Origin of the sequence: Tenacibaculum sp. Ill, from assembly GCF_051938915.1 — a bacterium.
Classification (GTDB): domain Bacteria; phylum Bacteroidota; class Bacteroidia; order Flavobacteriales; family Flavobacteriaceae; genus Polaribacter; species Polaribacter larymnensis.
Genome location: NZ_JBPSCW010000002.1, coordinates 1,298,862 through 1,324,344, shown reverse-complemented (window position 1 = coordinate 1,324,344; position 25,483 = coordinate 1,298,862). Strand labels below are relative to the sequence as shown.

15 protein-coding genes and 1 riboswitch are annotated in these 25,483 nt (G+C 33.0%); of the genes, 1 reads left to right on the top strand and 14 read right to left on the bottom strand.

What is annotated here, in order from left to right; translation table 11 throughout:
• The 13 genes from ACTPNM_RS06300 to ACTPNM_RS06240 all read right to left on the bottom strand — a co-directional run bounded on the left by ACTPNM_RS06300 (position 1) and on the right by ACTPNM_RS06240 (position 22,675).
• Positions 1-5,262 carry a T9SS type A sorting domain-containing protein gene (locus ACTPNM_RS06300; protein ID WP_440121035.1) on the bottom strand — a complete coding sequence of 1,754 codons (5,262 nt, stop codon included), beginning with the start codon at positions 5,260-5,262 and terminating at the stop codon, positions 1-3.
• Positions 5,263-5,265: 3 nt separating this feature from the next.
• Positions 5,266-7,359 carry a fibronectin type III domain-containing protein gene (locus ACTPNM_RS06295; RefSeq protein WP_440121034.1) on the bottom strand — a complete coding sequence of 698 codons (2,094 nt, stop codon included), beginning with the start codon at positions 7,357-7,359 and terminating at the stop codon, positions 5,266-5,268.
• Positions 7,360-7,403: 44 nt separating this feature from the next.
• A complete protein-coding gene (locus tag ACTPNM_RS06290) occupies positions 7,404-12,191 on the bottom strand; it encodes a hypothetical protein (protein ID WP_440121033.1) in 4,788 nt (1,595 codons plus the stop codon).
• Between the two features lie 300 nt (positions 12,192-12,491).
• The gene (moeB, locus tag ACTPNM_RS06285; RefSeq protein ID WP_440121032.1) at positions 12,492-13,544 is read right to left on the bottom strand and encodes a molybdopterin-synthase adenylyltransferase MoeB; all 1,053 of its coding nucleotides are present in this window, start codon (positions 13,542-13,544) and stop codon (positions 12,492-12,494) included.
• A 70-nt stretch (positions 13,545-13,614) separates the two neighbouring features.
• Entirely contained in the window at positions 13,615-14,727 is a 1,113-nt protein-coding gene (thiH, locus tag ACTPNM_RS06280) for a 2-iminoacetate synthase ThiH (RefSeq protein WP_440121031.1), read from the bottom strand.
• 196 nt (positions 14,728-14,923) lie between these two features.
• Positions 14,924-15,694 (bottom strand): thiazole synthase, encoded by a 771-nt coding sequence (locus ACTPNM_RS06275; protein WP_440121030.1) that lies wholly within the window; start codon positions 15,692-15,694, stop codon positions 14,924-14,926.
• A gap of 10 nt (positions 15,695-15,704) precedes the next feature.
• Positions 15,705-16,352, bottom strand: coding sequence for a thiamine phosphate synthase (thiE, locus tag ACTPNM_RS06270; protein WP_440121029.1), 648 nt, complete (start codon positions 16,350-16,352; stop codon positions 15,705-15,707).
• Positions 16,349-17,104, bottom strand: a complete 756-nt coding sequence (locus ACTPNM_RS06265) for a hydroxymethylpyrimidine/phosphomethylpyrimidine kinase (RefSeq protein WP_440121028.1) — start codon at positions 17,102-17,104, stop codon at positions 16,349-16,351. The genes thiE and ACTPNM_RS06265 overlap by 4 nt, the downstream gene beginning before the upstream one ends.
• 219 nt (positions 17,105-17,323) lie before the next feature.
• On the bottom strand, positions 17,324-17,926 hold the full coding sequence (locus ACTPNM_RS06260) for a thiamine phosphate synthase (RefSeq protein ID WP_440121027.1): 603 nt from the start codon (positions 17,924-17,926) through the stop codon (positions 17,324-17,326).
• 73 nt (positions 17,927-17,999) lie between these two features.
• Positions 18,000-19,859, bottom strand: a complete 1,860-nt coding sequence (gene thiC / locus ACTPNM_RS06255; RefSeq protein WP_440121026.1) for a phosphomethylpyrimidine synthase ThiC — start codon at positions 19,857-19,859, stop codon at positions 18,000-18,002.
• Positions 19,860-19,905: 46 nt separating this feature from the next.
• A complete protein-coding gene (gene thiS, locus ACTPNM_RS06250; protein WP_440121025.1) occupies positions 19,906-20,109 on the bottom strand; it encodes a sulfur carrier protein ThiS in 204 nt (67 codons plus the stop codon).
• A gap of 71 nt (positions 20,110-20,180) precedes the next feature.
• A riboswitch (TPP riboswitch) is annotated at positions 20,181-20,275 on the bottom strand.
• Between the two features lie 96 nt (positions 20,276-20,371).
• Entirely contained in the window at positions 20,372-21,325 is a 954-nt protein-coding gene (locus tag ACTPNM_RS06245) for an arginase (RefSeq protein WP_440121024.1), read from the bottom strand.
• 63 nt (positions 21,326-21,388) lie between these two features.
• Positions 21,389-22,675, bottom strand: coding sequence for a citrate synthase (locus ACTPNM_RS06240; RefSeq protein WP_121145828.1), 1,287 nt, complete (start codon positions 22,673-22,675; stop codon positions 21,389-21,391).
• Positions 22,676-23,104: 429 nt separating this feature from the next.
• Between ACTPNM_RS06240 and ACTPNM_RS06235 the strand changes: the two genes are divergently transcribed.
• On the top strand, positions 23,105-23,959 hold the full coding sequence (locus ACTPNM_RS06235) for a hypothetical protein (protein WP_440121023.1): 855 nt from the start codon (positions 23,105-23,107) through the stop codon (positions 23,957-23,959).
• 186 nt (positions 23,960-24,145) lie between these two features.
• Here the strand turns inward: ACTPNM_RS06235 and eno are convergent, their stop codons facing one another.
• Positions 24,146-25,435 (bottom strand): phosphopyruvate hydratase, encoded by a 1,290-nt coding sequence (eno, locus tag ACTPNM_RS06230; protein ID WP_440121022.1) that lies wholly within the window; start codon positions 25,433-25,435, stop codon positions 24,146-24,148.
• Positions 25,436-25,483: the final 48 nt, after the last annotated feature.

Genomic DNA, 25,483 nt, shown 5'->3' with positions numbered 1-25,483 from the left:
TTAATCTACAATCATTCTTTTTACCTGTGTTTGCTTTGCTGTTTCTAACACAACAACATACATTCCTGAAGCTAAATTCATTGTAAACGGAATACTATATTCTTCTAATGTCTCATTGGGTATATGTTTTGTTATAAATTGCCCTTGTGTGTTAAAAATACGAAGAGAAATAGGGGTTGCTTCTACTAAATCTATACTAACCGAAAAACTTCCTTTATTTGGATTTGGAGAAATACTAAACGCCTCAATAAATGGGGTTTCTGTATCTCCTGGGTCGACTAATCCACTTTCTTCTTCAACTACTACTTTTTTGTATACTTCTTGTACACAGTCACCAACTTTTGTTAATAATCCAACTTCGTAGGTTCCTGCTTTAGAAAAGCTAAGAACTACTGTATTTTCCTTCTCTTCTACTACTTTTGCTTCGTCTGACAACATCCATTCAAAAGATTCAGGAGCAGGATTACTTGTATGAAACACAACCACTTCTTCATTAAGATACGCTTGTGACGACATTAAAAACTCAGCGTTTATTTCTTGATTACTGTAATTAATTGTTATAGTATCGGTAGCTACACAACCTAATGAAGATGTTGCAGTAACAGTATAAATACCCTCTTCTGTTATAGTTATTGATGCTTCTTTTGAGCTAAACCCATTACTTGACATCCAGCTGTATGTTGCATTTTCATCTTCAATACTTGCGTCTAAAACATAGGTTTGATCTATACATAAGGTCTTGTCTGTTCCCAAGTCTATAATTAATTTTTCAGGATTTTCCAGTTTTACTTCTGTAAAAGCTTTACATCCATTAGCATCTATTAATGAAAACTTATAAGTTCCTTCTACCAAATTTAGTAAGCTTGTAGCTTTTTCTCCTGTGTCCCACATGTAAGTATATGGCGCTTCTCCTCCTGAAATATCAAGATAAATGGTTCCATCATTTGCTCCATAACAAGTAGGATTCTTTTTATTTACTTCAATCTTTAACCCTCCTGGCTGTCCGATTGTAATATTTCCTGTTGCTTCGCATCCTCTAGCATCGGTAACAAACACCAAATGATTTCCTGCTATTAAGTTTTCTGCCGTGTTAGTAGTTGCTCCATTAGACCACTGTATATTATAAGGAGGTATTCCTCCTGAAATAGCTACAGTTGCAGTTCCATCATTTCCTGTATCACAAGAAATTTCTGTAGCAGATAACGATAGTGCAAGTAATTCTGGTTCTTCAAAGCTAAACAATACATCTGATGGATTGATTAACTGTAAACTTTCATAAGCACCTATTATAACTCCTCTACTATCTTCTACATTTAAAGCGTATTCTCCTGTTGATAAATTAGTGGCTATTGGATTGTTTTGACTCAAATCTTCATATACTCCATTACTGTTTTTCTTTTTCCAATAATATATATACGACTGTCCTGTACTAAAAGGCAAACCTCCAATTACACTCGCCTTCAAAGCCCCATCGGCATAAGGATTGTTAAACTTATTATTCTGATTACATGAAATAGGATTTTCAATGCTAATAGTAGCTTCTATGGGATCATATAAAATAAACTCTTCTTCTATATGAGTACAGCCTTCTTTAGTAGTAGCTGAAACATAATTTGCATCTTCAATAGTTAAGTGATATAACCCTTTGGGGATATTGTTAATTTTTATTTGAAATTTACCATTTACGATACTTGTTTCCGTTTGCCCGTTCAATATTGTTCCTTTTTCATCCTGCCAATAATAAGTATAACTACCATCAGCAAAAGAGGTTCCTCCTTCTATCTCTGCTTGTATCCAACCATCTGATGCTTGTCCTGTAGAAGGCGTAGCAAAAGCTGTAAAGTTTATACTTATTGGATTCTCTGGTTGTTTTATTAATATGCTTCCTGTTACTTGACAACCTCTGTCATCTGTAACCGTAACACTATATTCTCCTTTTGTTAGGGAATTTATTTGCGCTACTTTGTTTCCTCTTTCCCACTCGATGTTATATGGAGGCATTCCTCCTTTAATAATTGCTTTTGCCCAACCATCACTACCTTCGTAACAATACACATCTTGCTTTTCAAAAGTTAATTCCAGCAATGGTGGTTCTTCAAAATTATAAATTACATCTGTTGGGGTTTCTAATACATTGTTTTTATATACACCTAAAATAATACCATTAGCATCTTCTATATTTACTGCATAATTTCCTGCGTCTAATCCACTTGCTATATTTGATGTTTGTGTAGTAAGTATTGTCCAAACTCCTGGACTTGTTTCTTTTTTCCAAGTATAATAATAGGATAAACCGTTATTTTCATTGGGTTGTAGTTTTATCCCTCCTTCTGCTATAACTTCTAAAACGCCATCAGAAAATGGGTCTCCGTAACTATTACTACTATTACATGAAATAGGTTTTCTTAATTCAACATTTGCTTTTAACGGTTCGGGGTCATCAATATAATATTCACTTTCAATTACAGTACACCCCTTTTTATCAACTGCCAAAGGGTAGTTTTTATCTTGAATTGTTAGCTTATATGTTCCCTCTCCTATACTATTTAAGGTTAATTCATAACTCCCCGTATTAGAACTTGAAGTTACCTGAGTATTTAAATTATTTCCACTCGCATCTTGCCATATATATGTATAAGAACCATCGTTTAAAGGAGTCCCTCCTGTTATTGTAGCTTTAATCCATCCGTTTGTAGCACCAGCAAATGTTGGTTCAAAAAAGGTATAACTTATATCAATTGGAGAAAGAGGCTCATCTATTGTTATGGTTTCCCTTGCTTGACACCCTTTTTCGTCGGTTACCTCAATAGTATAATTACCAGCTACTAAGTTTGATATATCTTCTGTAGTTTCTCCTGTACTCCAAGAGATAATATAATTCCCCGTTCCTCCTGTTATTGTAGTGTTTATAGTTCCGTCTGTTCCTTTATGGCAAAATACATCTTGTTTAGTGTATGTTATTTTTAATAATTCTGGCTGTTGTAGCTCGTATTCTATATCTGTTGGGTTGACTAATCTATTATTGTTATAGCTTCCTATAATAATTCCATTTGCGTCTTCAATATTAACTGCATATTCTCCTGCTCCTCTATTTTTAAGTACATTTCCTGTTTCTCCAGGTATGATTTGATAAACACCAGACGCGTCTTTCTTTTTCCATGTGTATTTATACTTGTACTCACCTTTTATAAGTGGACTAAAAGGGACTCCTCCTGAAGCTATAGCTGTAAGTTCCCCATCACTAGATGGATCTCCGTAAGTATTACTACTATTACAAGAAATGGAATTAGTTTCTTCTATTTTCAATATTAACTTTGACGGCTCTTGTAATACATACTCTGCATTTGCTACTGTACAACCTTCTTTATTTGTAGCGCTATTATAATTTGCATCTGTTATAGTTAAACTATATTTTCCTGCAATAGCATTTGTTAACGTTAAATACCACCCATCGGCATTTACAATATCACTAAAGGTATTCCATGTAGTACCATTTTCGTGTTTCCATGTATAATTGTACTTTCCATTAGGTAATGGAGTTCCTCCCGTAACATGAGCTTTAATTTCTCCATCAGAAAACCCAAAAGCAGTTGGCTGTTCCTCATGTACAAAATTTATTTTTACAGGTGAATCTGGTTCATTAACCACTACAGGGTCTTTTTTTTCTTCTCCTAAACCTATAATGTTTCCTGCTCCATCTCTTACAGGCACTTTAGCAATACAATTATTAGCATCTTTTATTTGAATAATATAATCTCCAGCTGGTTTTCCTGTGATAACTTCTGTAGCTTCACGTTTTACGTTTGGAAAGGTTCCTGTATAAGTTGCTAAGTTTTTAAATTCAATCCAATCACTATCTAACACAGGACTTGTATCTTCTTTTTCTCGTAGCAAATACTTGTACTTTTCTTTATCTTGCCCTCCACTAGCTTTTATAGTAATTGTCCCATCACTACCTCCTTTACACCATACACTAGTTGAAGTTGCTGAAAATTCGATGGGGTTGGGTTCATCTATGGGGAAATCTTTTTCATGTGTATCTCCTCCTGTATAAGTAGCAACTCCATTAATCGATCCTAACAACACTACACGAAAATTACCACTAGGTAGTGCTTTTCCTATTTCTGAGCTAAACGTAAATGAATTGTCTACATCCAAGCCACCTACACCAATGTTAGAATACGAATCTACATTTTCATAAATAGGATTATTATCTATATCAACACCTATTTGATTATTTAAATCAACAATATTTATACTTAGAAGTTCATTAGGTAGTATAGCTCTATCAAAATTTATTTTTACACTACCATTCCCTTCTTTAAAACAACTGATATCTATAGGCTCTACTGACACTATGTGAGGTGCACCCTTTAAGTATGTAAACTGGATTACATTTGAGGTGTTATTATCATATGCATCAATCAATTCTTGTGTATAATATTTATCATAGAATTTAGTTGCATTTTTATTAAGATCATTATAACATTTTTTTAGTTGAAAAATATTTCTAGAACATTTATAGAATATATTAGCAGCTTCAGAATAAGCATCTCTAGCTGCTATATGACTTGCTAATTGTGCTCCCATATCACACTTTGTTTCTACCCAAACTGATATAGTTTTTCCAAAATCTAAGTCTGTTAAAAAATCTTCTCCTTTTAAGTTTAAAATATTTGTATTATTAAATGAATTAGGAATCAATTTAGTAGCCCCATTACCTACTTTATACTTCCAGTTATAATGCTCATTATTCAGTGTGTTTGGCAGGTCAATTGTTAAAAAGTTTGTTTCATCTAAATACAAAGGAGTTCCTTTTTCTTCAATAACCGTTATTGGTCTTGAATTTATTGAAACTCTTTTAAGTTGATGCCCTAAATCCTTTGCAAAACCATTAAAACAAGTATTGTTTATAGAGATGGATGTGTTTATATCCCTTGGGCCACCATTACAACCAAAAGTTGTTTTCCATCTATTTATTTCATGAAAAAGCACTTCTGTTATAACATTACTTTTATTGTATTCCACTACATGGGTAAAAGAATCTCTATATCTTCTTCCACTCCATACAGTCTGTATTTTTCCATCCTCATACTTTACTTTAATACTTCTTAATCCAAAAATATCCCCACATGCTTTAATATCTATCTGTGCATATCCACTAATAGTTAATTCATATTTAGCTTCTCCTCCAAGATTTATCTGTGAAAATATTCTACTGGTACTTGCTATCAATAAAAAAAGAATTATAACCTTTTTCATTTTCTAAAATTTTATTTCAATAGTTTTTACTTTAGCGTAGCCTCCTTTTTTTAGTGTAGCACGTATATGGTATATATACGTTTCATTAGGGCTTATTTCTTTATCTATAACTGTTTTTATGTTAGCTGGTAAAATACGCCAAGTACTCGGTTGTTTATCTTTTAACTGTTTATAAATAGTGTATTCAGCTATTTCAGCTTTATTTGCTCTCCAAAAAAGTTCTATATGATTTGTTTCTCTATTCACCACGTAATCTAACCCTCGTACATATTCTTTTGGAACTAAGTTGACCATTTCAATAGTTAAAGGTGATGAGGGAAGCGAAGTCAGCCCACTTTTATCAATAGCTTTGATATGATATCGATACCTATTATTAGATTCCAATTTGGTATCTATAAATTGACGAACTGTATCATTAGTAGTAAACACAGTTTCTAACTCCTTGCTTTCCGTAAGGTTCTCTCTTAACAAAACATGTGTTACTTTTTCTTCTGAAGAAGGTATCCATTCTATTATGATTTTTCCTTCTTTTATTTTATATCCTGAAAAAACTGGAGCTGTTGGTGGTATTAGATCAGGCTTTTCTAATATTAACACCTCTGATTTTTCGGAGTGATTGTGACGCTTATCAACAGCTACTATACTATAAAACACCTCAGCGTTTAAGTTTTTTACTGTTACTGTGTCAATAAAACTATTTTGGTTTATAGGTGATACTGTTATTTGTGACGGTTCTTCATCTTTTAAGAAACCTCTAAAAACTCTATATCCTAAAAAATCAGGTTCTATATTTTGTTTCCAAGTAATATGGACTACACCTAAACTATCTATTTTCCCACTTAATTCTGTAGGTATCGCTGGCGGGGTCCTATCTAAAGGTTGTATCAGTGTTGAAAACGATGTTTTTTCTTGTTTTGGATCTTTCCCTATTGCCTTAATCTTAACATAATTTGACGCTTGTAGTTTGGAATAGGTAAGTTTACGTTGTTGCGGAGAAATGTTATCTACAGCCACGATGTAAGGACCTTTATCTACTGGGGCGATTAGTAGTTGGAATTTTTCTAGCAATGTTTCTCCTTTTTTGGGAAACTCCCATGTAATTATTGCCTCATTAGTGTTTTTGGTGAGCTCTACATCAAAAACTCTAGGCGTGTAAGGCAAAATAGGTTTTCCTTCTCCTGAAATTATTGTAGAATACAATCCTTTTTCTCCGAACGGGGAAATTCCGTTAACTCTATAATAATACGTCTTTGTATTATTTGCTAAGGAATCAATATAAAACATGCGCTTTGCTGGGGCTTCAGGTTTATCGTTCAAGTTCACCAAAGGTTCTTTGCTTAGCGGTGTAAAGTTTATACCATCCTCTGAACGTTCTAAATTATAAGAAGTATATATTGTTTTAAATAATTGATACTCCCATGTTAGAATTACGTTTTTATCTCCAAAAATCCCCTGAAAATCTATAGGGGCTGGTAACGGTTCATAATCTTTAATACTAGCTATAGCAGCTGTTCCTTTTATTTTAAAAGTTTTTGAAGCGCTTTCTATAATTGCTGGTTTAATCTTGTACACATATTTCTCATGAAGTTTTACATCCGTGTCTTCAAAACCCCAACCTGCTTTTTTTGCTGCTTCAAAACTCATATCAGCCGCTAATAAAGAGAATGAAAAACGTTGTTCATTTTCATTCACTAAATTGTAAATATCTGCCAATTGCCCTTCACTTCCTCCTTGTATAAAAAAACTTTCACCAAATAATGCTTGTGCTATGATTGCTGCATTGTTGTCTTTTTCTACAATTTCTTGCCAAGTTTCAATAGGGTCTGCTTGTATGTTTTTTGCCCATACTTTTTCTAGACTTGGTAATCGTTTACCATCACGAGAAAGCACGTATTTTTCTAATGTAAAACCACTCTTGTTTGTCTTCTTCCATGCATTTGCTGTAGTTGCCGCCCATCGTAATAAAACTTTATCTTTTTGCACTCTAGCAAGTATTTGTACATTTGTTTCATTTATTTGAGCTAAAGAACTCATAGGAAACAAAAAACTCATAGCTACGAAAAACAATATCTTACAAACAATAAACTGTTTTTTCATGTTCTTTTATCTTTTTTAAAGCCTCTAATTAATATTTTAAATTACTACCTAAACTTATTAAGGTTTTTAAACTTATAAATAGTATTGGTTCCTTTAATACCACTTGGTAATGTATAGAACAGTTTTATTTTATAATCTCCATATCTCATAAATAAATAATTCTTATCTAAGAATTCCAATACTGAATTTCCATCGTTTATAATTCCGTCACTGTAATCATTTACTATTTGTGATTGTATATCTATCCAGTCTTGTTTATATACGTACCCTAAATTATATCTGAAAGGAAACGTCGTTTCTAGCATCTTTTTATTTACCTCATACTCTGCATTACTTACATAGCTGTTTAATAATGGAAGTGCATATTTTGGAGGCGCTCCCAATTCGCTTTCGTCACGTCTTTTTACTCGGTAACCTCCTAAAGGATATTTTGCATACAATGGTGGATTTATATCTTTTTCAAAATAATCGTCTTGTAAAGTTGCTTCTATAGTTACTAAAGGAACATTATCTGTGTAGCTTGTTCCTAACAGTTCTACTATATCAAATGGTTCATGGCTCTCTATTCTATTACTTAAATAAATAACATCTGAATAAAGTTTTCCCCAGTTATATTCCTTTGTATTTATTGAGTTTATCTTATCCTTGAACGTTTTATATTTTGAAGTACTAAAATCATATGTTAATCTTTCTATTTCTCCATCTTTTGAAATACTTTTTGCTTTATTTTGTTGTATTTCAACTGTGTTACTATCATCTCCTAAATCCACATCTTTATAAGTACTATCACTGTTACTTGAAGTATTGTTTTTAGTTTTAGGCTCACTTACAATACTTAAATGATATTTAGATGATTGTACTACATTAGGTAAATCGTATGTAAGTACATTATCTGATGTATTGTAATTAAACTCACTTTTCAGGGGTAATTCTCCTTCTTTTTCATACGCTATATGACTCTTCCATTGTGTATCATCGAATAGATAGTCTTGTCCTCTTTTTAACTGGATATATCCTTTATCGTATTCTTTCTCTAAAAAATACTTTTGATCTAAAACAGGATATGCATATGTAATATTATGTAGTGGAATTACTGTTGGTGCTCCTCCTGTAACAAAGGTTCTTTCTTCTATTTCAATAGCTTTTTTACCATCAATCATTATTGTTTTAAAGATTCCTTTTACTTTTTCTTTAAAACTTACTTCTACTTCAACAGTTAATTCTTCATTAGGTGGTAAAATATCAGTAGAAATAAAGTTGGCTCTATCTTTATAATTAGACCATTCTATTACTCCCGGTATCTCTTTCCCTTTATGTAGTATTCTGTATTTTTCAAGAATGATTTTATACGTTTTATCTCCTTCGTCTTCTGGTATAACAATTGGCTCCCCAACCTTCATACTAAAAGTAGCCTGAGGTATAGCAAATACATCTACATCTTTGCCTCCATCATCTGGGGTTACATCTGTAATTATTTTGAGTCCACCTAACGGCGAGGCATTTTCAAATACACATTCTTCTCCTAATGTTAATTTGAATCTAAACCTTCCCTTTACTAAACCTCCTAGCACACTGAAATGTCCACCAACATACCCTCTCATCCATACAGGGTTTGGAGCTTTCGCTTGTAAAAGTACAGCTGCACCAGCTTTTATGATTGGTATTTTTTTGCTTACAAAAAATAGCTTAACATGAATACCTAACTCCCCTTGTAAATACACATAAGCTTGTCCATTAGCATACCACCCATTAATTCCAACCTGATCACCTGTATTAGAACATCGAGCTTCTTTATAATCTTTTAACATAATATCAAAACCTGCTCCTGCTTGAAAACGAGCATAAAAGATTAAAAAGCGTAAATCTCCTGTATCTATCGATATATCTGCTCCAAAAGCAAAACCTCCCCCATTACTTAAACTATTTTCATCTCGCATGTAATCAAGTTCATTGGCATCAACTCCTAAAATTTCAGCGACTATAGGTGGGGGTGGTGGCGATCCCGGTAATTTAGACCCTACCATAAAGTACCCTCCTGACTCTACACTTACAGGGCCAACGCCTATACGTAAACCTAAACGATCCTCAGGTGTGCCTACATATATATACCAATCCTCAGGGGAAAAATGTAATACTGCCCAACCTGCTCTACCACCTGTTCCTCTACCTTCTACAAAACCACCTGCAACATTTACATAAGCATCTAATTCACCGTGAAGTACATCATTTTGAAAGTCATAGGTAATTCCAACTTTAGCACTAATAGCCATTTTATCTGTTGGTGTTTGTGGAAAATCTCCCGATGCTTTATTTAAGAGGTTTCTTCCCGTCCATGAATTATCTATATTCTCTTTAGTTACCCCTAAAAATTTTTCTTTGGCTATAGTATTTTCCTTCAGCTTTGACATTAACTCACTTACTTTTCCCATTCCTGGAATCTCCACTCCCATAAGCGTTGCTTGCCCGTAAAAACCTAAGAAATCAACACCTCCTTTGCTGTTAAAAACTATTTCAAACCCCGCTCCTCCTTTTACTAATTCTTTCTTAACAGCATTAAACATTACCATAGCTTTAACACCTAAACCAATCTTACTATCTGGAACATAGCCTATACCAGAAGGTGAAAAAGAAGACGAAAAATCTGTACGTTTCATTCGATAAGAAGCTCCTCCTGAAAAACCTTCTAAATTTAGTATTCCCGATCCTGTCCCAGGAGGTAAATTATCCACCATCGCTTCAAATTGCCAATACCTAAAAGTAGTTTTTCCGAAAACTCCTTTAGCCCCTACCTTGATCCCATTTCCTGACTTAAACTCAGCCTTCAAATTAGCTGCAAAACCGTTACCATACTCTGGGTCGTCATTCATTAATGTTAGGTTTCCTTCCATAGAGAAGCCTCCCAAATCAGCTTTTAAGGCTATAGCATTAATTTCAACTCCCTGAAACTTCCATTTTTGTCTGTAATTTTCTTCCTCATAAGTCCCTATAATACCTAAACTAGTTTTTGCTGCAAAACCATTATTTTCTCCCATTAGGTTAATCCCTAGGTCAAAATATAAGTTTGCATTTGTTTTATTTGCTGTAATTCCTATATTTTCTATAGAAACTGGGAATCCAGCTAGAGCTACCTTATCTCGATACCCCATATAATCAACCGAAAAAACTGGGCTTTCAGTCTGTAAAATTAAGTTTTGAAAAACTATTCCTTTAAACTCAACTAACTTCCTTTTACTTGATTTTTTTTCAGTTGTTTTGTTGCTTTCTTTCTGATTTGCACTAATTGCTAAACGACCATGAAGTATTGCTTTTGGTTTAAACTCTCCATCTTTTATTTTTAATTCAATAGCACTGTTGGGCAACAATTCTCCTTTAGCTTTCCATATATTAAAATCAATAACAGAATCATTACGTACGTTTAATAGATATTCTTCTTCAGAGATAACACCTGTATATCTTAAACCCAGTTTTTCATTTTTCTTTTCAGATTTTGAAATGGGTAACTGAATACGTCCATCAAAAGACGCCCCAATTAATTTATTCGCTGCTAACGATATTTCTATTTTATCTAAAGAGTATGCCCAAGCTTTTTCTTTATTTGTTCTTCCTTCATTTAATGGAAAAATGTTTTCTGCATAAAAAGAACCTGAAACTCCATGACCGTCAATTAATAAGTTATGAGCTCCGAAAGCTATTCTCTTATCTCCTTTAGAAATAGTTTTTGAAGTTTTAAACTCTTTAGGTAGTTTTACATCTAAAGTGTTTACATAAACTCCCCTCCAAATATTTTGATTTGGTAGTAATAATCCGTTTTTATGATAATGTTTGGGAAATTTAACACTAGGTGAGTTTCGTAAGTCACTAAAATCTAGAACAGCTTCATTTAAATAGAATTGAAAATTACCATCATAATCTTTTTTATTTCTCTTTTTAGCTAAAACAAAAGGTTGTAGACTTATTCCGACCAATAAATCATTCCAATCTGAAGCAATAGCTTTAAAAGCTCCTTTTACACGATAAGGTACCTGGAGAGTTTGCGTTCCGTTTTCTGTTTCTACTTTATAAGGAACTTTTGTTTTTCCTTCATTTACTTCTCCGTTTTCTTCTAAAGGTACAATCAACTCTCTTGAAAACTCAACTTCTCCTTCTATCCCTAACTCTTTAACACCATCACAGTTAATGGTTACATATGTTTTATTTTGCGTTACACCTGTTCTATAATCAAACCCTCCTTTTAAAGTTAACATCCATTTGCCTCCATTAAAAGGTATATGCATATCTCCTAACAATACTAAGTTAGCATCTCCGATAATACCTCCATCATGCGATAACTTAACATTATTAGCTCCAAAAAATAACTCTACGGGATAACCGTTTTCATTAGTTTGAGGCAAACGCACCCTTGCAAAAACAGTTAACTCTGTATAGTCTTTATAAATGTTAGCTTGTGTTATCCCTATAGCATATTGAATGTTCTCTCTAGTATGCTTAACACCAACAGGGAGTTCTTTTATATCTTCATTTGAAAAATTGTCTACCCAAGACTCATGTTTTTCAATTTGTTCAAATGAAGCTAGTGCTTTATCTCTATCATTAACTACAAGCGAAGAAGCTGGATACCATTTTTTAATATTGGTCCAAGAAAATTCTTTTACTTTCTGTGAAGTCTCTATTTCATAAGTTTCTTTTAATAAAGAATTAGAAAAAGAGTTTATTGGCTTAACTTTTAAGCTATCTTTTATTGTTTCTTTAACAGCATTATACCCTTCTGATGCAATCGTTACCTGAACAGTAAACAACCACAAAAGAAAGAAAACAGCAATTTTCTTTAACATAGTTTTTTATATAGTAGACTTAATCTTTTATTCCCCTTTAATAGTCTGCAAATTAAGTGAAAAATGTAATCACAACAAAGCTTTTTTACTTTATAATACTTTTTTATATAAAAACCACTTAAAATACTGTTAATTTTTATCAACAAATTAAATCTACGTATAAAGAATTTTAAGTTTTAAAAGAAGAATTCTTTATACTATAATAAACTTTGCTTGACAAGCAAAAACATTTATACAAAAGCAATACAAATCTATCAAAAGAAAGCTACACTGCTTGAGATAAACCATACGCAATAAAACTTATAACCCTCCCTTTAAGTTTATAAAAGTAACGGTGTCAAATTGTTGTTCTAAAAAATCAATCGCTCGTTGGCTTCGTACTCCTGATTTACAATAAACCACTACGGGTTTATTTGTTTGTATTTCTTGGTACCGTTGAGCAAGCTCACCTAACGGAATATGTTGCCCGCCTATATGATGTTGCTCTCGTTCCCAATCTTCACGAACATCTAATAGATTATATGCTGACTGATTATTTTGTAGTTCTTCCAAAGTTATTTCGTGGGTAGCTGCTTTAATTCCACAAAAAAAATCATAATCTTTATCTAATTCAGTAATCTCAGCTTTGTCCGTCTTTTCAAATTTCAATATCATTTGACGCATACTTAAGGTATCATACATCAATAATTTATTAGCTAACACTTCTCCTATTCCACAAATAATTTTAATAGTTTCATTAGCTTGTAAACTTCCTATAATTCCAGGCAACACCCCTATTACTCCAATTTCTGAACAATTGGGTGATTCTTCAGGCTTGGGTGGTGTTGGATATAAACATCGATATGTAGCACTTCCTTGATAATTGAATACGCTTACTTGTCCTTCAAATTTAAAAATGGCTCCATATACCAATGGCTTTTGAGTGAGTACTGCTGCATCGTTTGTTAAATAACGAGTAGCAAAATTATCGCTTCCATCTACAATTACATCATATTTATCAAATAAAGAAATAGCATTCTGATTGGTCAATTTCTCTTGATAAACATGAAACTGAACAAACGGATTTAATTTTGACAAACGATTTGCAGCTGTTAGTGCTTTTGACTTTCCTATATCATCCATCGTATATAGAACCTGACGTTGTAAATTACTTTGATCTACTACATCATTATCTATAATTCCAATCGTTCCGACACCAGCAGCCGTTAAATATTGTAATACAGGACAACCCAATCCACCAGCTCCTATCACTAAAACTTTGGCTTGTTTTAATTTTAGTTGTCCTTCTTCTCCTATTTTATCTAGAATTAAATGACGATTGTATTGTTTTTGCTCTTCTTGACTTAAATTCATAATTGTTTGTAGAATAAATCAACCTCAACAACTCTAAAATCTATACTCTTGATTCTAACAGTGCAATAGTCTAACTTCTAAATTGCTCCCAATCCTTCCAAACTACTTCCAGTCCTTGACCTTTTAACATTGCTACAATTTCTTCTGTACTTCGTTCATCTGAAATCTCAAACTGCTCTAGCGACTGAGGTTCAACCGTATAGCCTCCAGGGTTTGTCTTAGATTCTGCACTCATTGAGGTAGCCCCTAAATTAACAATATTATTTCGAAAAACTTCGCTTTCTCGGGTAGACATAGACAACTCTACATCTTCATCCAACATTCTAAATGCACAGATTAATTGTACTAAATCAGCGTCAGTCATTTCTACCTTAGGTTCCAATCCTCCTGAATGTGGTCTTAACCTTGGAAATGAGATAGAATACTTCGTTTTCCAATAGTTTTTTTGTAAATATTTCAAATGCAATGCGGTAAAAAAGCTATCAGCACGCCAGTCTTCTAATCCAAACAAAGCCCCTAAACCAATTTTATGAATTCCTGCTTTTCCTAACCTGTCAGGCGTTTCCAAACGGTACTCAAAATTTGACTTTTTCCCCTTCGGATGATGCTTTTTATATTCTTGTTGGTGATAGGTTTCCTGATATACCAATACAGCATACAATCCGCTTTCAATTAGTAATTCATATTCATCCTGATCCAAAGGCTGGACTTCAATGGTAATATTTGAAAATTGAGAACGAATCAACTGAATTGCATTTTTAATATAATCCACTCCCACAGTTCTATTAGCTTCTCCAGTTACTAATAAAATATGATCGTAACCTTTCTCTTTTAAAAAGGCTACTTCTTTCAAAATTTCAGTATCAGTTAAGGTTCTCCTCGGAATCTTGTTTGTAAAACTGAATCCACAATAGGTACATATGTTCTGACATTCATTACTCAAATACATCGGAGCATACATTTGAATGGTATTTCCAAATCGTTTTTTAGTCAGTATTCGGCTCTTCTGTGCCATCTGCTCTAAAAAAGGTTTTGCAGCGGGCGAAATAAGCGCTTTGAAATCTTCCAAATCAAGTTTGTCCTTTGCTAAAGCACTTTCGACATCAATTGCTGTTTTATTAAAGATCCTTTGTAATGTATCATCCCAATTGTATTGATTGAAAGTATTTTTGAAACTACTCATAATATATTGTTAGTTTTATCTTTTTTCCATTGATGAAAAAAGAAACAAAAAAATCTAGTCTTATTAATTCTTAGCTGATAAAAATCACATCCTCGAAACTAAATGAAAAGAACTCGCTCCACTCAAACAGCTTTTCATTTTTAACGTTTCTTTCGGTGGATTTTATCGCTAGATTTAACTATGACACTTTTATAATCTAATTTAAAAAACTCGTTAACGGACTACTTGCTTCTGCTTGTGTTCTTACAGGTGCTAACTTTGCTTCGTAAGCCATTCTTCCTGCTTCTACCGCCATTTTAAAAGCTTGCGCCATGGCTACTGGATTTTGTGATACAGCAATAGCAGTATTTACCAAAACAGCATCGGCTCCTAATTCCATAGCATAAGCCGCATGAGAAGGCGCTCCTATACCAGCATCAACCACTACAGGAACATTGGATTGTTCAATAATGATTTCTAAAAACTCTAAGGTCTTTAATCCTTTATTACTTCCTATAGGAGCTCCTAACGGCATCACACATTGTGTCCCCACTTCTTCCAAACGTTTACATAAAACAGGATCCGCATGTATATAAGGCATTACAACAAAACCTTTTTTCACCAATTCTTCCGCAGCTTTTAAGGTTTCAATAGGATCTGGTAATAAATACCTCGGATCTGGATGTATTTCTAACTTTACCCAATTTGTTTCCAAAGCTTCTCTAGACAATTCAGCTGCAAACACAGCTTCTTTTGCTGTTCTTACTCCTGAAGTATTTGGCAATAAATTAATTCTTGAGTGATTTAAATGCGATAAAATATCATCTTCTTCATTTTGAACATCTACTCTTTTTAAAGCAACTGTTATCAATTCACTTTCAGAAGCTAATAAAGCTTCTTTCATCAATTGTGAAGAACTAAATTTTCCTGTTCCTGTAAATAAACGTGAGGTAAATGTTTTATTTGCTATTGTTAAGTTGGTATTCATTATTGCTGATTTATTGCGCTCCTATTTTGTACACTTGTTCGTTGGTACTAGGTGCCTTTAATATTTTATGAAATGTAGAAATCGAGTTGAAGTTTTGAGTAATAGCTCCTGACACAGCAACACCATACACTCCTGTATTTATAATTTCTGGTACATTTTCTATAGTTATTCCCCCAATGGCTATGATGGGAGTAGTTGTATTTAACGCTTCTAATAATGTTTGGTATCCGACAGCTCCTAAAACTGGACTCAAATTCTTTTTAGTTTCTGTAAACTGATAAGGACCTAAACCAATATAATCTACTCCTTTTTCTAGTAGAATTTTACAATCTTCTAAAGTATTAGCAGTCCCACCAATGGAATACCATTTCCCTAAATACTCACGAGCTTTTAGCGGACACGTATCCATTTTTCCTAAATGAACTCCATCTGCATTGACTTCTTTAGCTACTTTGTAGTAATCGTTTATAATTAAACGAGTTTGAAAATGACTCGTAATTTCTCTGGCTTTTTGAGCTGTTTCTAGAATTATTTTCGGATCTAGATTCTTTAATCTAAGTTGCACCCATTCTACTCCTGAAGCACAAGCTCTTTGAATATTTTCTAAATGCTCTTCTGGAGTTTTTCCTTGAGTTATATAATGTAATTTACTTATCATTTATAGTTGTGCTCTCCTAAGAGCGTTTTATTAGAGTTTAAAAATTGTTCTGTATACCTTTTCGCATGTATACATGCATCTTCTAAAGAAAGTTCTTTCGCTATATTTGAAGCTAAAGCTGAAGACAACACACAACCGCTTCCATGCTTTTCAAAAACGGATGTAGCTTTCGGTGGAATATTCAACTGTACTATCTTACTATGATACACTTCATCCCATCCTTTTTTGTCTTCTCTATGCCCTCCTTTTAAATAAATATTGGTCTTCTCTGAAATAAACTCAATCTTTTCTTCAATCGATTTATAAGGAAATAAACCCTTGATTTCATCATAATTTGGAGTGATAAAATCGCTATGATGTAATACTTCTTCAAACACCTTTAGGTCTTCTTTAGAATGAAAATCAAATCCGGCACTTGCTTTTAAAATAGGGTCTATAACTATTTTTATGGATGGATTGTATTTTTTAAGAATTTGAACGATTTCTAATAATACTTCCCAAGACTGGATGATTCCTATTTTTACTACTGATATTTCAAAGCGTCCAAATAGGGTTATTATTTGATTAATAATTACTTCCTTTTCAATCCAAATACATTCTTTAAAATCAATATCATTTTGAACTGTAATTGCTGTACATACCGAAAGTCCATATAAACCATGCGCTTCAAATGTTTTTATATCCGAAGTCAATCCTGCTCCTCCCGACGGGTCATGACCTGCAATGGTTAGTATGTATTGTTTTTGTTTCATGTTTCTATACTTTCTTTTTTCCATTGATGAAAAAAGAAACAAAAAAATCTAGTCTTGCCACCTCTTCGTTCATAAAATCTCATCCTCGAAGTTAAATGAAAAGAACTCACTCCGTTCAAACAGCTTTTCATTTTTAACACTTCTTACGGTGGATTTTAATGACTTGATTTGACTATGACATTTTTACTTCTATTAATACAATATCGTTTGACTAAAAGTTTATTTCATCTTACGTTCTTCATAATGACGCTTTATATTTTTAAAACTTTCAACAGGGTTTTCTTCATTCCATACGCCTCCTAAAACACCTACTCCTTGAAAACCTAACTCTAAAGTTTTTTGAATGGTATCGGTATTGATTCCTCCCATTCCTATAATTGTTTTATCTATATGATTTACATCAAAACCTCTTCCTTCATAACCTTTCTTTGAAATAGAAGAAAAAACAGGACTCAATAAATGATAATCAAATTCAATATCACAATTTGCTAATGCTGAAGGTTCGTGAAAAGAACTACTCATTGTTTTTCCTATCATATCTAACCCTATAAAATATTCACTTCCATTCTCTAAAGCATCAATTCTTTTTTGCTCTTGAAAATGAATCCCTTTTAGATTGAATTCATTGATAAGTTCATGAAAATAATGAGTGACTATTCTATCATGATACTTTTCATCTATCTGATTCAAATAAGCTACATGTTCTTCATAATTTTTGTCAGGTTTTCTAAAATGATAATACTCTAACCCTTCTTCAAATAATTGCTGAAGGATTTCAATTTCATTCGGAATGTCTTTTTCTGGAGCTATTAGAACAATCATATAATCAGTTTTAAATTATGAATTACGAATTTAGAAATTGTCAACTCGTAATTCATAATTCTACGTTCAAAATTTATAAGTATACTTCTGAACCTTTGTCCTTAAATTCTTTTGATTTTTCTTCCATTCCTTTTGCAAACACTTCATCTCCTTCTACTTTATTCTCAGCTGCAAAATCACGTACTTCTTGTGATATTTTCATAGAACAGAATTTTGGTCCACACATCGAACAAAAGTGTGCTATTTTAGCCCCTTCTGCAGGTAACGTTTCATCGTGATATTCTCTAGCCAGCTCTGGATCTAAACCTAAGTTAAACTGATCTTCCCAACGGAACTCGAAACGTGCTTTACTTAACGCATCATCTCTGTGTTGTGCTCCTGGATGTCCCTTTGCTAAATCGGCTGCATGGGCTGCTAATTTATAAGTAACTACTCCAGTACGTACATCTTCTTTATTTGGTAATCCTAAATGCTCTTTTGGTGTTACATAACATAACATTGCACAACCAAACCAACCTATCATTGCTGCTCCAATACCTGAAGTAATATGATCGTATCCTGGAGCAATATCGGTTGTTAAAGGTCCTAAAGTATAAAACGGAGCTTCATCACAAGCTTCTAATTGTTTAAGCATGTTAGCTTTAATCATGTGCATTGGCACGTGACCTGGGCCTTCAATGAAACATTGTACTTCATGCTTACGTGCTATTTGTGTTAACTCCCCTAACGTTTCTAATTCAGCAAACTGTGCTTCATCATTCGCGTCAGCAATTGATCCTGGACGTAAACCATCTCCTAATGAAAAAGCTACATCATAAGCTTTCATGATTTCACAGATTTCTTCAAAATGTGTATATAAAAAACTCTCTTTATGATGGGCTAAACACCATTTTGCCATGATGGAACCTCCTCTAGATACAATTCCTGTAATACGTTTTGCCGTCATAGGTACATAGCGTAAACGAACTCCCGCATGAATGGTAAAATAATCCACTCCCTGCTCTGCTTGCTCTATTAAAGTATCTCTAAATATTTCCCAAGTTAAATCTTCAGCAACTCCATTAACCTTTTCTAAGGCTTGATAAATTGGCACAGTTCCTACTGGTACTGGTGAATTACGGATAATCCATTCACGAGTTTCATGAATATTTTTTCCTGTGGATAAATCCATGATATTATCTGCTCCCCAACGACATGCCCAAACGGCTTTTTCTACTTCTTCTTCTATTGATGAGGTTGTGGCTGAATTCCCAATATTGGCATTAATCTTCACCAAGAAATTACGTCCTAAAATCATAGGTTCAGCTTCAGGATGATTGATATTCGAAGGAATAACAGCACGTCCTCTAGCGACTTCTTCTCTTACAAACTCTGGGGTAATCTTTGCAGGAATACTAGCTCCGAAATCTTGTCCTGGATGTTGCTCAGATAAAAGTGTCATTTCATCTATTCGCTGGTTTTCACGAATCGCAATATATTCCATCTCTGGAGTGATAATTCCTTTTTTAGCATAATGTAACTGTGTTACATTTTGTCCCTTTTTAGCTCTCTTAGGTTTGTGTTTTAAATTGAATCGTAAATGATCTAAGTTTTTATCATTTAATCGTTCGTTACAATACTCCGAAGTAAATTCATTAAGCTCTTCTACATCTCCTCTCTCTAAAATCCACTGTTCACGAATACGTTCTAATCCATTATGAATATTAATTTCTTTGTTTGGATCGGTATATGGCCCTGAAGTATCATAAACTGTTACAGGTTCGTTTGGTGTTCTTTTTTTAGTCATCGAATCCACAGTGTCACTCAATTCAATCTCACGCATCGCTACTTTTATCTGTGGATGGATTTTACCTTGAACATATATTTTTTTTGAATTCGGAAACGGTTGCCTTGTTACACCATCTTGTTTTGGTGCTGTATCTTTTTTCTTCATTTTAGGGTTGTTTGTTTATTCTTGTGAATTTTGTTTACTGAAAATATTAACCTCCTTGTGTAGATTTAATGATTAAAATATTATCATTATTTTGGAGTATACGTGAAGTCCACTCTTCCTTTTTCACTACGTTACTATTAACTGCAATAGCAATACCATTAGTTTTAACTTTTAGCTCATTAACTAAGTCTTGTAACGAAAGTGTCCTAGAAAATTCTTTTTGAGTGTCGTTTACTTTTAAGGTTATCATATAAAACTTATTTTAAAGTAAACTGTAGAAGAAGTTCAGAATCGTTTCTTTAAAATAAAAACGACACTGAATAAAATGTTACAACTTTTCCCTACGCTGGTATTAACCATATCAGGTTCTAAGGATGTTTCTCAAACTAGCGAACTAGCTACTCCTAAAGTTTACTGAAGCAAATATAAGTGTTTATTTTTCTAAACTACCTTTATAAAAATAAAAAAGCGAGTATGTACATACTCGCTTTTTTATTTTGTTTTATATTTTTTTATAAGGTCTTTACTTTTTTAGTTACTTCTTCAAGTACTTCAAAAGCAGTTTCAGCCATTTTATTTCCTTTGAAATCTAATAACGGATTTACTTCAACAAACTCTACACAAGCTACTTTTTTACTTGCTAATAATCCATTGATAATATTAATGATTTCATGTTGATCAAATCCTTTAGGCACAGGTGTTCCTGTTCCATAAGAAATCATATCACAATCCATTGAATCTACATCAAACGACACATAAATAACATCACAATTAGAAAGTTTATCTAAAGCTTCGTTTACACAAACATCTAATCCTCGATAACGAACTTCAGCAACCATATAGTTTTTAATACCATATTTTTCCATTTGTTTGTCTTCTGGCTCTTCTGTATCACGAACCCCAAAGAAAACGATGTCTTCTGGTAAAACTTTTTGTCCTGGAGTACCTATGTTTTTCATACGTTCCCATAACTCTGACGTTTCTCTGTCTACATCATTAATTTGGCAATCTAAATTATCATCTGAAATTGCTGCAGACAAAGGCATACCGTGAATATTTCCAGATGGCGATGTATAAGGTGAATGTAAGTCTCCATGAGCATCAATCCAAACTACTCCAACTCTTTTAGTTGGGTTTGCTGCTTTTACTCCACTTATAGTTCCTAACGCTGAAGAATGATCTCCTGACAAAACTATTGGAAACTTCCCTTCTTGTAAATTAACTTTTACGTGATTGCTTAAACGTTTACATTGATTAAAAACGCTATCAATTCGTTTTGCAAATGAGTTATTTACCTTATTATAAATCGATTCATTTTCTGTAATTACATCTTCAAAATCAAAAGAATCGAAATAATTACTTTTTTTATTTATTGCTGCAATTTCAATTGCATCAACCCCCATATCAGATCCACGAGTTCCTGCTCCAATATCTGATCTGTTTTTGATAATTTTAATTTCTTTCATCATCAGTTATTTTATATAAAAAAAATGTCATTTAATTATTTTAAATGACACTTTTTAAATAGTTTATCTCTTGTCTAATTCTACGAACTCCCTTAAGTTCTCTCCAACGTAAACTTGACGTGGACGACCTATTGGTTCTTTGTTTAAACGCATTTCTCTCCATTGTGCTATCCATCCTGGTAAACGTCCTAAAGCAAACATAACTGTAAACATTTCTACAGGAATTCCCATAGCTCTATAAATAATTCCTGAATAGAAATCTACGTTTGGATATAATTTTCTTTCAACAAAATATGGATCATTTAACGCCTCTTGCTCTAATCCTTTTGCGATATCTAAGATTGGATCTTCAACTCCTAAGTCATTTAATACTTCGTCAGCTGCCTTTTTAATAATTCTTGCTCTTGGGTCGAAGTTTTTATATACACGGTGTCCGAATCCCATTAAACGGAAAGGATCGTTTTTATCTTTAGCTTTAGCCATGTACTTTTTAGTATCTCCTCCATCTTCTTTAATAGCTTCTAACATTTCAAGTACTGCTTGGTTTGCACCTCCATGTAAAGGTCCCCATAAAGCTGAAATACCTGCAGATAATGATGCGAATAATCCTGCATGAGAAGATCCAACAATACGTACTGTAGATGTAGAACAGTTTTGTTCGTGATCTGCATGTAAGATTAATAACTTATCTAAAGCATCTTTTACTATTGGGTTTAACTCGTACTCATCGTTTGGTTTTTGAAACATCATTGTTAAGATATTTTCAACATAACCTAATTTACGAGATCCATAGTTTAATGGCAGTCCTTGCTTCTTACGTAAAGTCCAAGCTACTAATACTGGGAATTTACCCATAATTTTAACGATAGCTTTATACATATCTTCTTCTGAATCAACGTTAACAGAAGATGGGTTGAAAGCTGTTAATGCAGACGTTAATGATGATAACACTCCCATTGGATGTGCATTCTTTGGAAATGCATCAATTATTTTTTTGATGTCATCATCAACAATAGCTTCATCTAAGATATCACCATAAAACTTTTCTAATTGTTCCTTAGTTGGTAATTCTCCAAAGATTAAAGCATAAGCAACTTCTAAAAAGTCTGCTTTTTCTGCTAATTCTTCAATTGAATATCCACGGTATCTTAGAATACCTTCTTCACCATTTAAAAATGTTATAGCACTTTGGCATGAACCTGTATTCTTGTATCCTGGGTCTATGGTTATAACTCCATCCGTGACTCCTCTTAAGGCTTTAATATCAATTGCAGTTTCATTTTCTGTTCCTTTTACTAAAGGAAACTCATACGTATTTTCGCCAATTTGTAATTTTGCTATATCTGACATTTTTTAACTATAATTTTTTATGATTGAAGTGAGTTGCGAAGATACCATTTTTTGGATTATTTTGAAAGAGCGAATAGATAGATTTTTAATATAAAAAAATCAATTTATTTTATTCAAAATAAACTAAAACTCACTTATATATAATATAAGGTTTCTATATCTAAAATCTCTTCATCTAATTTCTCATACTTTTTATTCAGCTTTTTAAAATCTACTGAATTACAACACTTTAAACTCTCTTTCAAGAAAACTTCTTTTTAGTTTTTTAGATACATGCTTTTGTTTTAAAAGAAAGATTAATTAAAACACCTACTCTGCTAAAAAATAACATTATAAAATAAAATGTTAATTTTTTATTATTATTTCATTAATACTCAATAAGTATATACTTTTCAAAAAAATAAATTCAATTCATAAAACCCTTTCACAATGAAAAAATTTCAATTTATTATTGCATTATTATGCATATCCTTTCTTACTGTACAATGTACCCAAGAAGAAAATAACCTTACAAATGACAATGCTCCTACAGGTATTAGTTCACCAAGTATGCTAAATGTTAACGACGCTGATCACTACACAGTTGATGGTTTTGGTCCAAATTCTTACTGGGCTGAATATATAGTTAATCAATCTACTACTAATTTTTTAAAGACTGAACATAACGAAGCTGCAAGCTTTTTTGGAATGGGTAATGTACCTTTATACTTAGCAGGTGGTGACGGAACTTTCAATGCTCTTTCTTTTTCAAACGGTTATATTGTTTGGGGAGAGGAATTGTTAGCAAGTGCTTTAAGTTATGGTAATGCTGCCATTGCATACGTTGCTGCACATGAAATGGGACATCAGGTACAATTTAGAGATAATACTATACCTAGTGGTAATCATGTAAGTGCTACTGAATTAGAAGCTGATGGATTTGGAGGATATTTTATCCGAAGAACTTATACTAGTAACTGGAATACTGCTGCTAGTGCTTATAATTTTTCACAAACTTTAGCTGGACCTAATGGAAGCTCTCACGGTACTGCTTCTCAAAGAAGATCTGCTTTTAGATTAGGATATTTATTAGGAGACAACGGAACTTATAGCAACAGAGATTTTGATAGAAACTTTTTTTACTACTATGACTATTATGTTGTAGGTGGTAGACTAAAATTAGAGTTAAAAAAGCCAGCGTCTATAGAACAAAGTCAGCATGAAAATATTGTTGCTCACCTAGAAGAATTACATAAAATTTATACAGGTGAAATTTCAGAAGAAGAATTCTTAAACTTAAATTAAAAACAACTAACTAAACAATTACGAATTGAATTTAAAAGGCTGTCTTAAAATATAAAGACAGCCTTTGTTTTAATAACTATTATAAGTCTAATTAGTCTTCAATCTGGTTTTTAAATCTTTTTTACCATTTTATAACTAAAAAGCCCGTACTTTATGTACGAGCTTTAAAAACTATATTAAAAAGTATTATTTTACTTTAAAAGCTTTTTCTTGTGGATAATAAGCTACATCCGCTAATTCTTCTTCAATACGTAATAATTGATTGTATTTTGCCATACGATCTGAACGTGAAGCTGAACCTGTTTTAATTTGCCCACAGTTTAATGCTACTGCTAAATCTGCAATGGTATTATCTTCTGTTTCTCCTGAGCGGTGACTCATTACAGAAGTATATCCTGCATTGTGTGCCATGTTAACTGCTGCAATTGTTTCTGTTAAGGTACCAATTTGATTTACTTTAATTAAAATTGAATTTGCAATGCCATTTTCAATTCCTTTTGACAAACGTTCTACATTAGTAACAAATAAATCATCTCCTACTAACTGAACTTTATCTCCTACTTTGTCTGTTAACATTTTCCATCCGTCCCAATCATTTTCATCCATTCCATCTTCAATAGAAATAATAGGGTACTTTTCACATAACTCTGCTAAATAAGTAGCTTGCTCTTCAGAAGTTCTAACTGCTCCTTTGTTTCCTTCAAACTTAGTGTAGTCGTATTTTCCATTTACAAAAAATTCAGCTGAAGCACAATCTAGTGCAATCATTACTTCCTCTCCAAATTTATATCCTGCATTTTTAGTTGCTAAAGCAATAGTTTCAATGGCATCTTCAGTTCCTTCTAAAGTTGGAGCAAAACCTCCTTCATCACCTACTGCTGTAGACAAGTTACGTTCATGCAATACTTTCTTTAAATTATGAAAAATTTCAGAACCTACTTGCATTGCTTCTGTAAAGTTTTGGGCTTTTACTGGCATAACCATAAATTCTTGGAATGCAATTGGTGCATCTGAATGCGAACCTCCATTGATGATATTCATCATAGGAACTGGTAATGTATTTGCTGAAACTCCGCCAACGTATCTATATAAAGGTAATCCTAATTCATTTGCTGCTGCTTTTGCTGCTGCTAATGAAACACCTAAAATAGCATTTGCTCCTAAAACTGATTTATTTGGAGTTCCATCTAAATCAATCATTAATTGATCGATCATGTTTTGTTCAAATACTGATACTCCTAATAACTCTTGTGCTATAACAGTGTTTACGTTTTCAACTGCCTTTAGTACACCTTTACCCATATAGCTATCACCTCCATCACGTAACTCAACAGCTTCATGCTCTCCTGTAGAAGCTCCTGATGGTACCGCAGCTCTACCTACAACACCGTTTTCAGTGGTTACATCTACTTCAACTGTTGGATTTCCTCTTGAATCAAAAATTTGACGTGCATGGATGTTTATTATGATACTCATAGTGTTTATTTTTTTTCTTAAACTAGGCTAAGAATGGTGTGAAATTTA

What these genes read in the sequence shown, in the direction of transcription:
- ACTPNM_RS06290 (WP_440121033.1), bottom strand. Translation starts at nt 12,191, where the DNA reads ATGTTAAAGAAAATTGCTGTTTTCTTTCTTTTGTGGTTGTTTACTGTT.
- ACTPNM_RS06295 (WP_440121034.1), bottom strand. Translation starts at nt 7,359, where the DNA reads ATGAAAAAACAGTTTATTGTTTGTAAGATATTGTTTTTCGTAGCTATG.
- ACTPNM_RS06240 (WP_121145828.1), bottom strand. Translation starts at nt 22,675, where the DNA reads ATGTCAGATATAGCAAAATTACAAATTGGCGAAAATACGTATGAGTTT.
- ACTPNM_RS06235 (WP_440121023.1), top strand. Translation starts at nt 23,105, where the DNA reads ATGAAAAAATTTCAATTTATTATTGCATTATTATGCATATCCTTTCTT.
- moeB (WP_440121032.1), bottom strand. Translation starts at nt 13,544, where the DNA reads ATGAATTTAAGTCAAGAAGAGCAAAAACAATACAATCGTCATTTAATT.
- ACTPNM_RS06300 (WP_440121035.1), bottom strand. Translation starts at nt 5,262, where the DNA reads ATGAAAAAGGTTATAATTCTTTTTTTATTGATAGCAAGTACCAGTAGA.
- eno (WP_440121022.1), bottom strand. Translation starts at nt 25,435, where the DNA reads ATGAGTATCATAATAAACATCCATGCACGTCAAATTTTTGATTCAAGA.
- thiH (WP_440121031.1), bottom strand. Translation starts at nt 14,727, where the DNA reads ATGAGTAGTTTCAAAAATACTTTCAATCAATACAATTGGGATGATACA.
- thiE (WP_440121029.1), bottom strand. Translation starts at nt 16,352, where the DNA reads ATGATAAGTAAATTACATTATATAACTCAAGGAAAAACTCCAGAAGAG.
- ACTPNM_RS06245 (WP_440121024.1), bottom strand. Translation starts at nt 21,325, where the DNA reads ATGAAAGAAATTAAAATTATCAAAAACAGATCAGATATTGGAGCAGGA.
- ACTPNM_RS06260 (WP_440121027.1), bottom strand. Translation starts at nt 17,926, where the DNA reads ATGATTGTTCTAATAGCTCCAGAAAAAGACATTCCGAATGAAATTGAA.
- thiS (WP_440121025.1), bottom strand. Translation starts at nt 20,109, where the DNA reads ATGATAACCTTAAAAGTAAACGACACTCAAAAAGAATTTTCTAGGACA.
- ACTPNM_RS06275 (WP_440121030.1), bottom strand. Translation starts at nt 15,694, where the DNA reads ATGAATACCAACTTAACAATAGCAAATAAAACATTTACCTCACGTTTA.
- ACTPNM_RS06265 (WP_440121028.1), bottom strand. Translation starts at nt 17,104, where the DNA reads ATGAAACAAAAACAATACATACTAACCATTGCAGGTCATGACCCGTCG.
- thiC (WP_440121026.1), bottom strand. Translation starts at nt 19,859, where the DNA reads ATGAAGAAAAAAGATACAGCACCAAAACAAGATGGTGTAACAAGGCAA.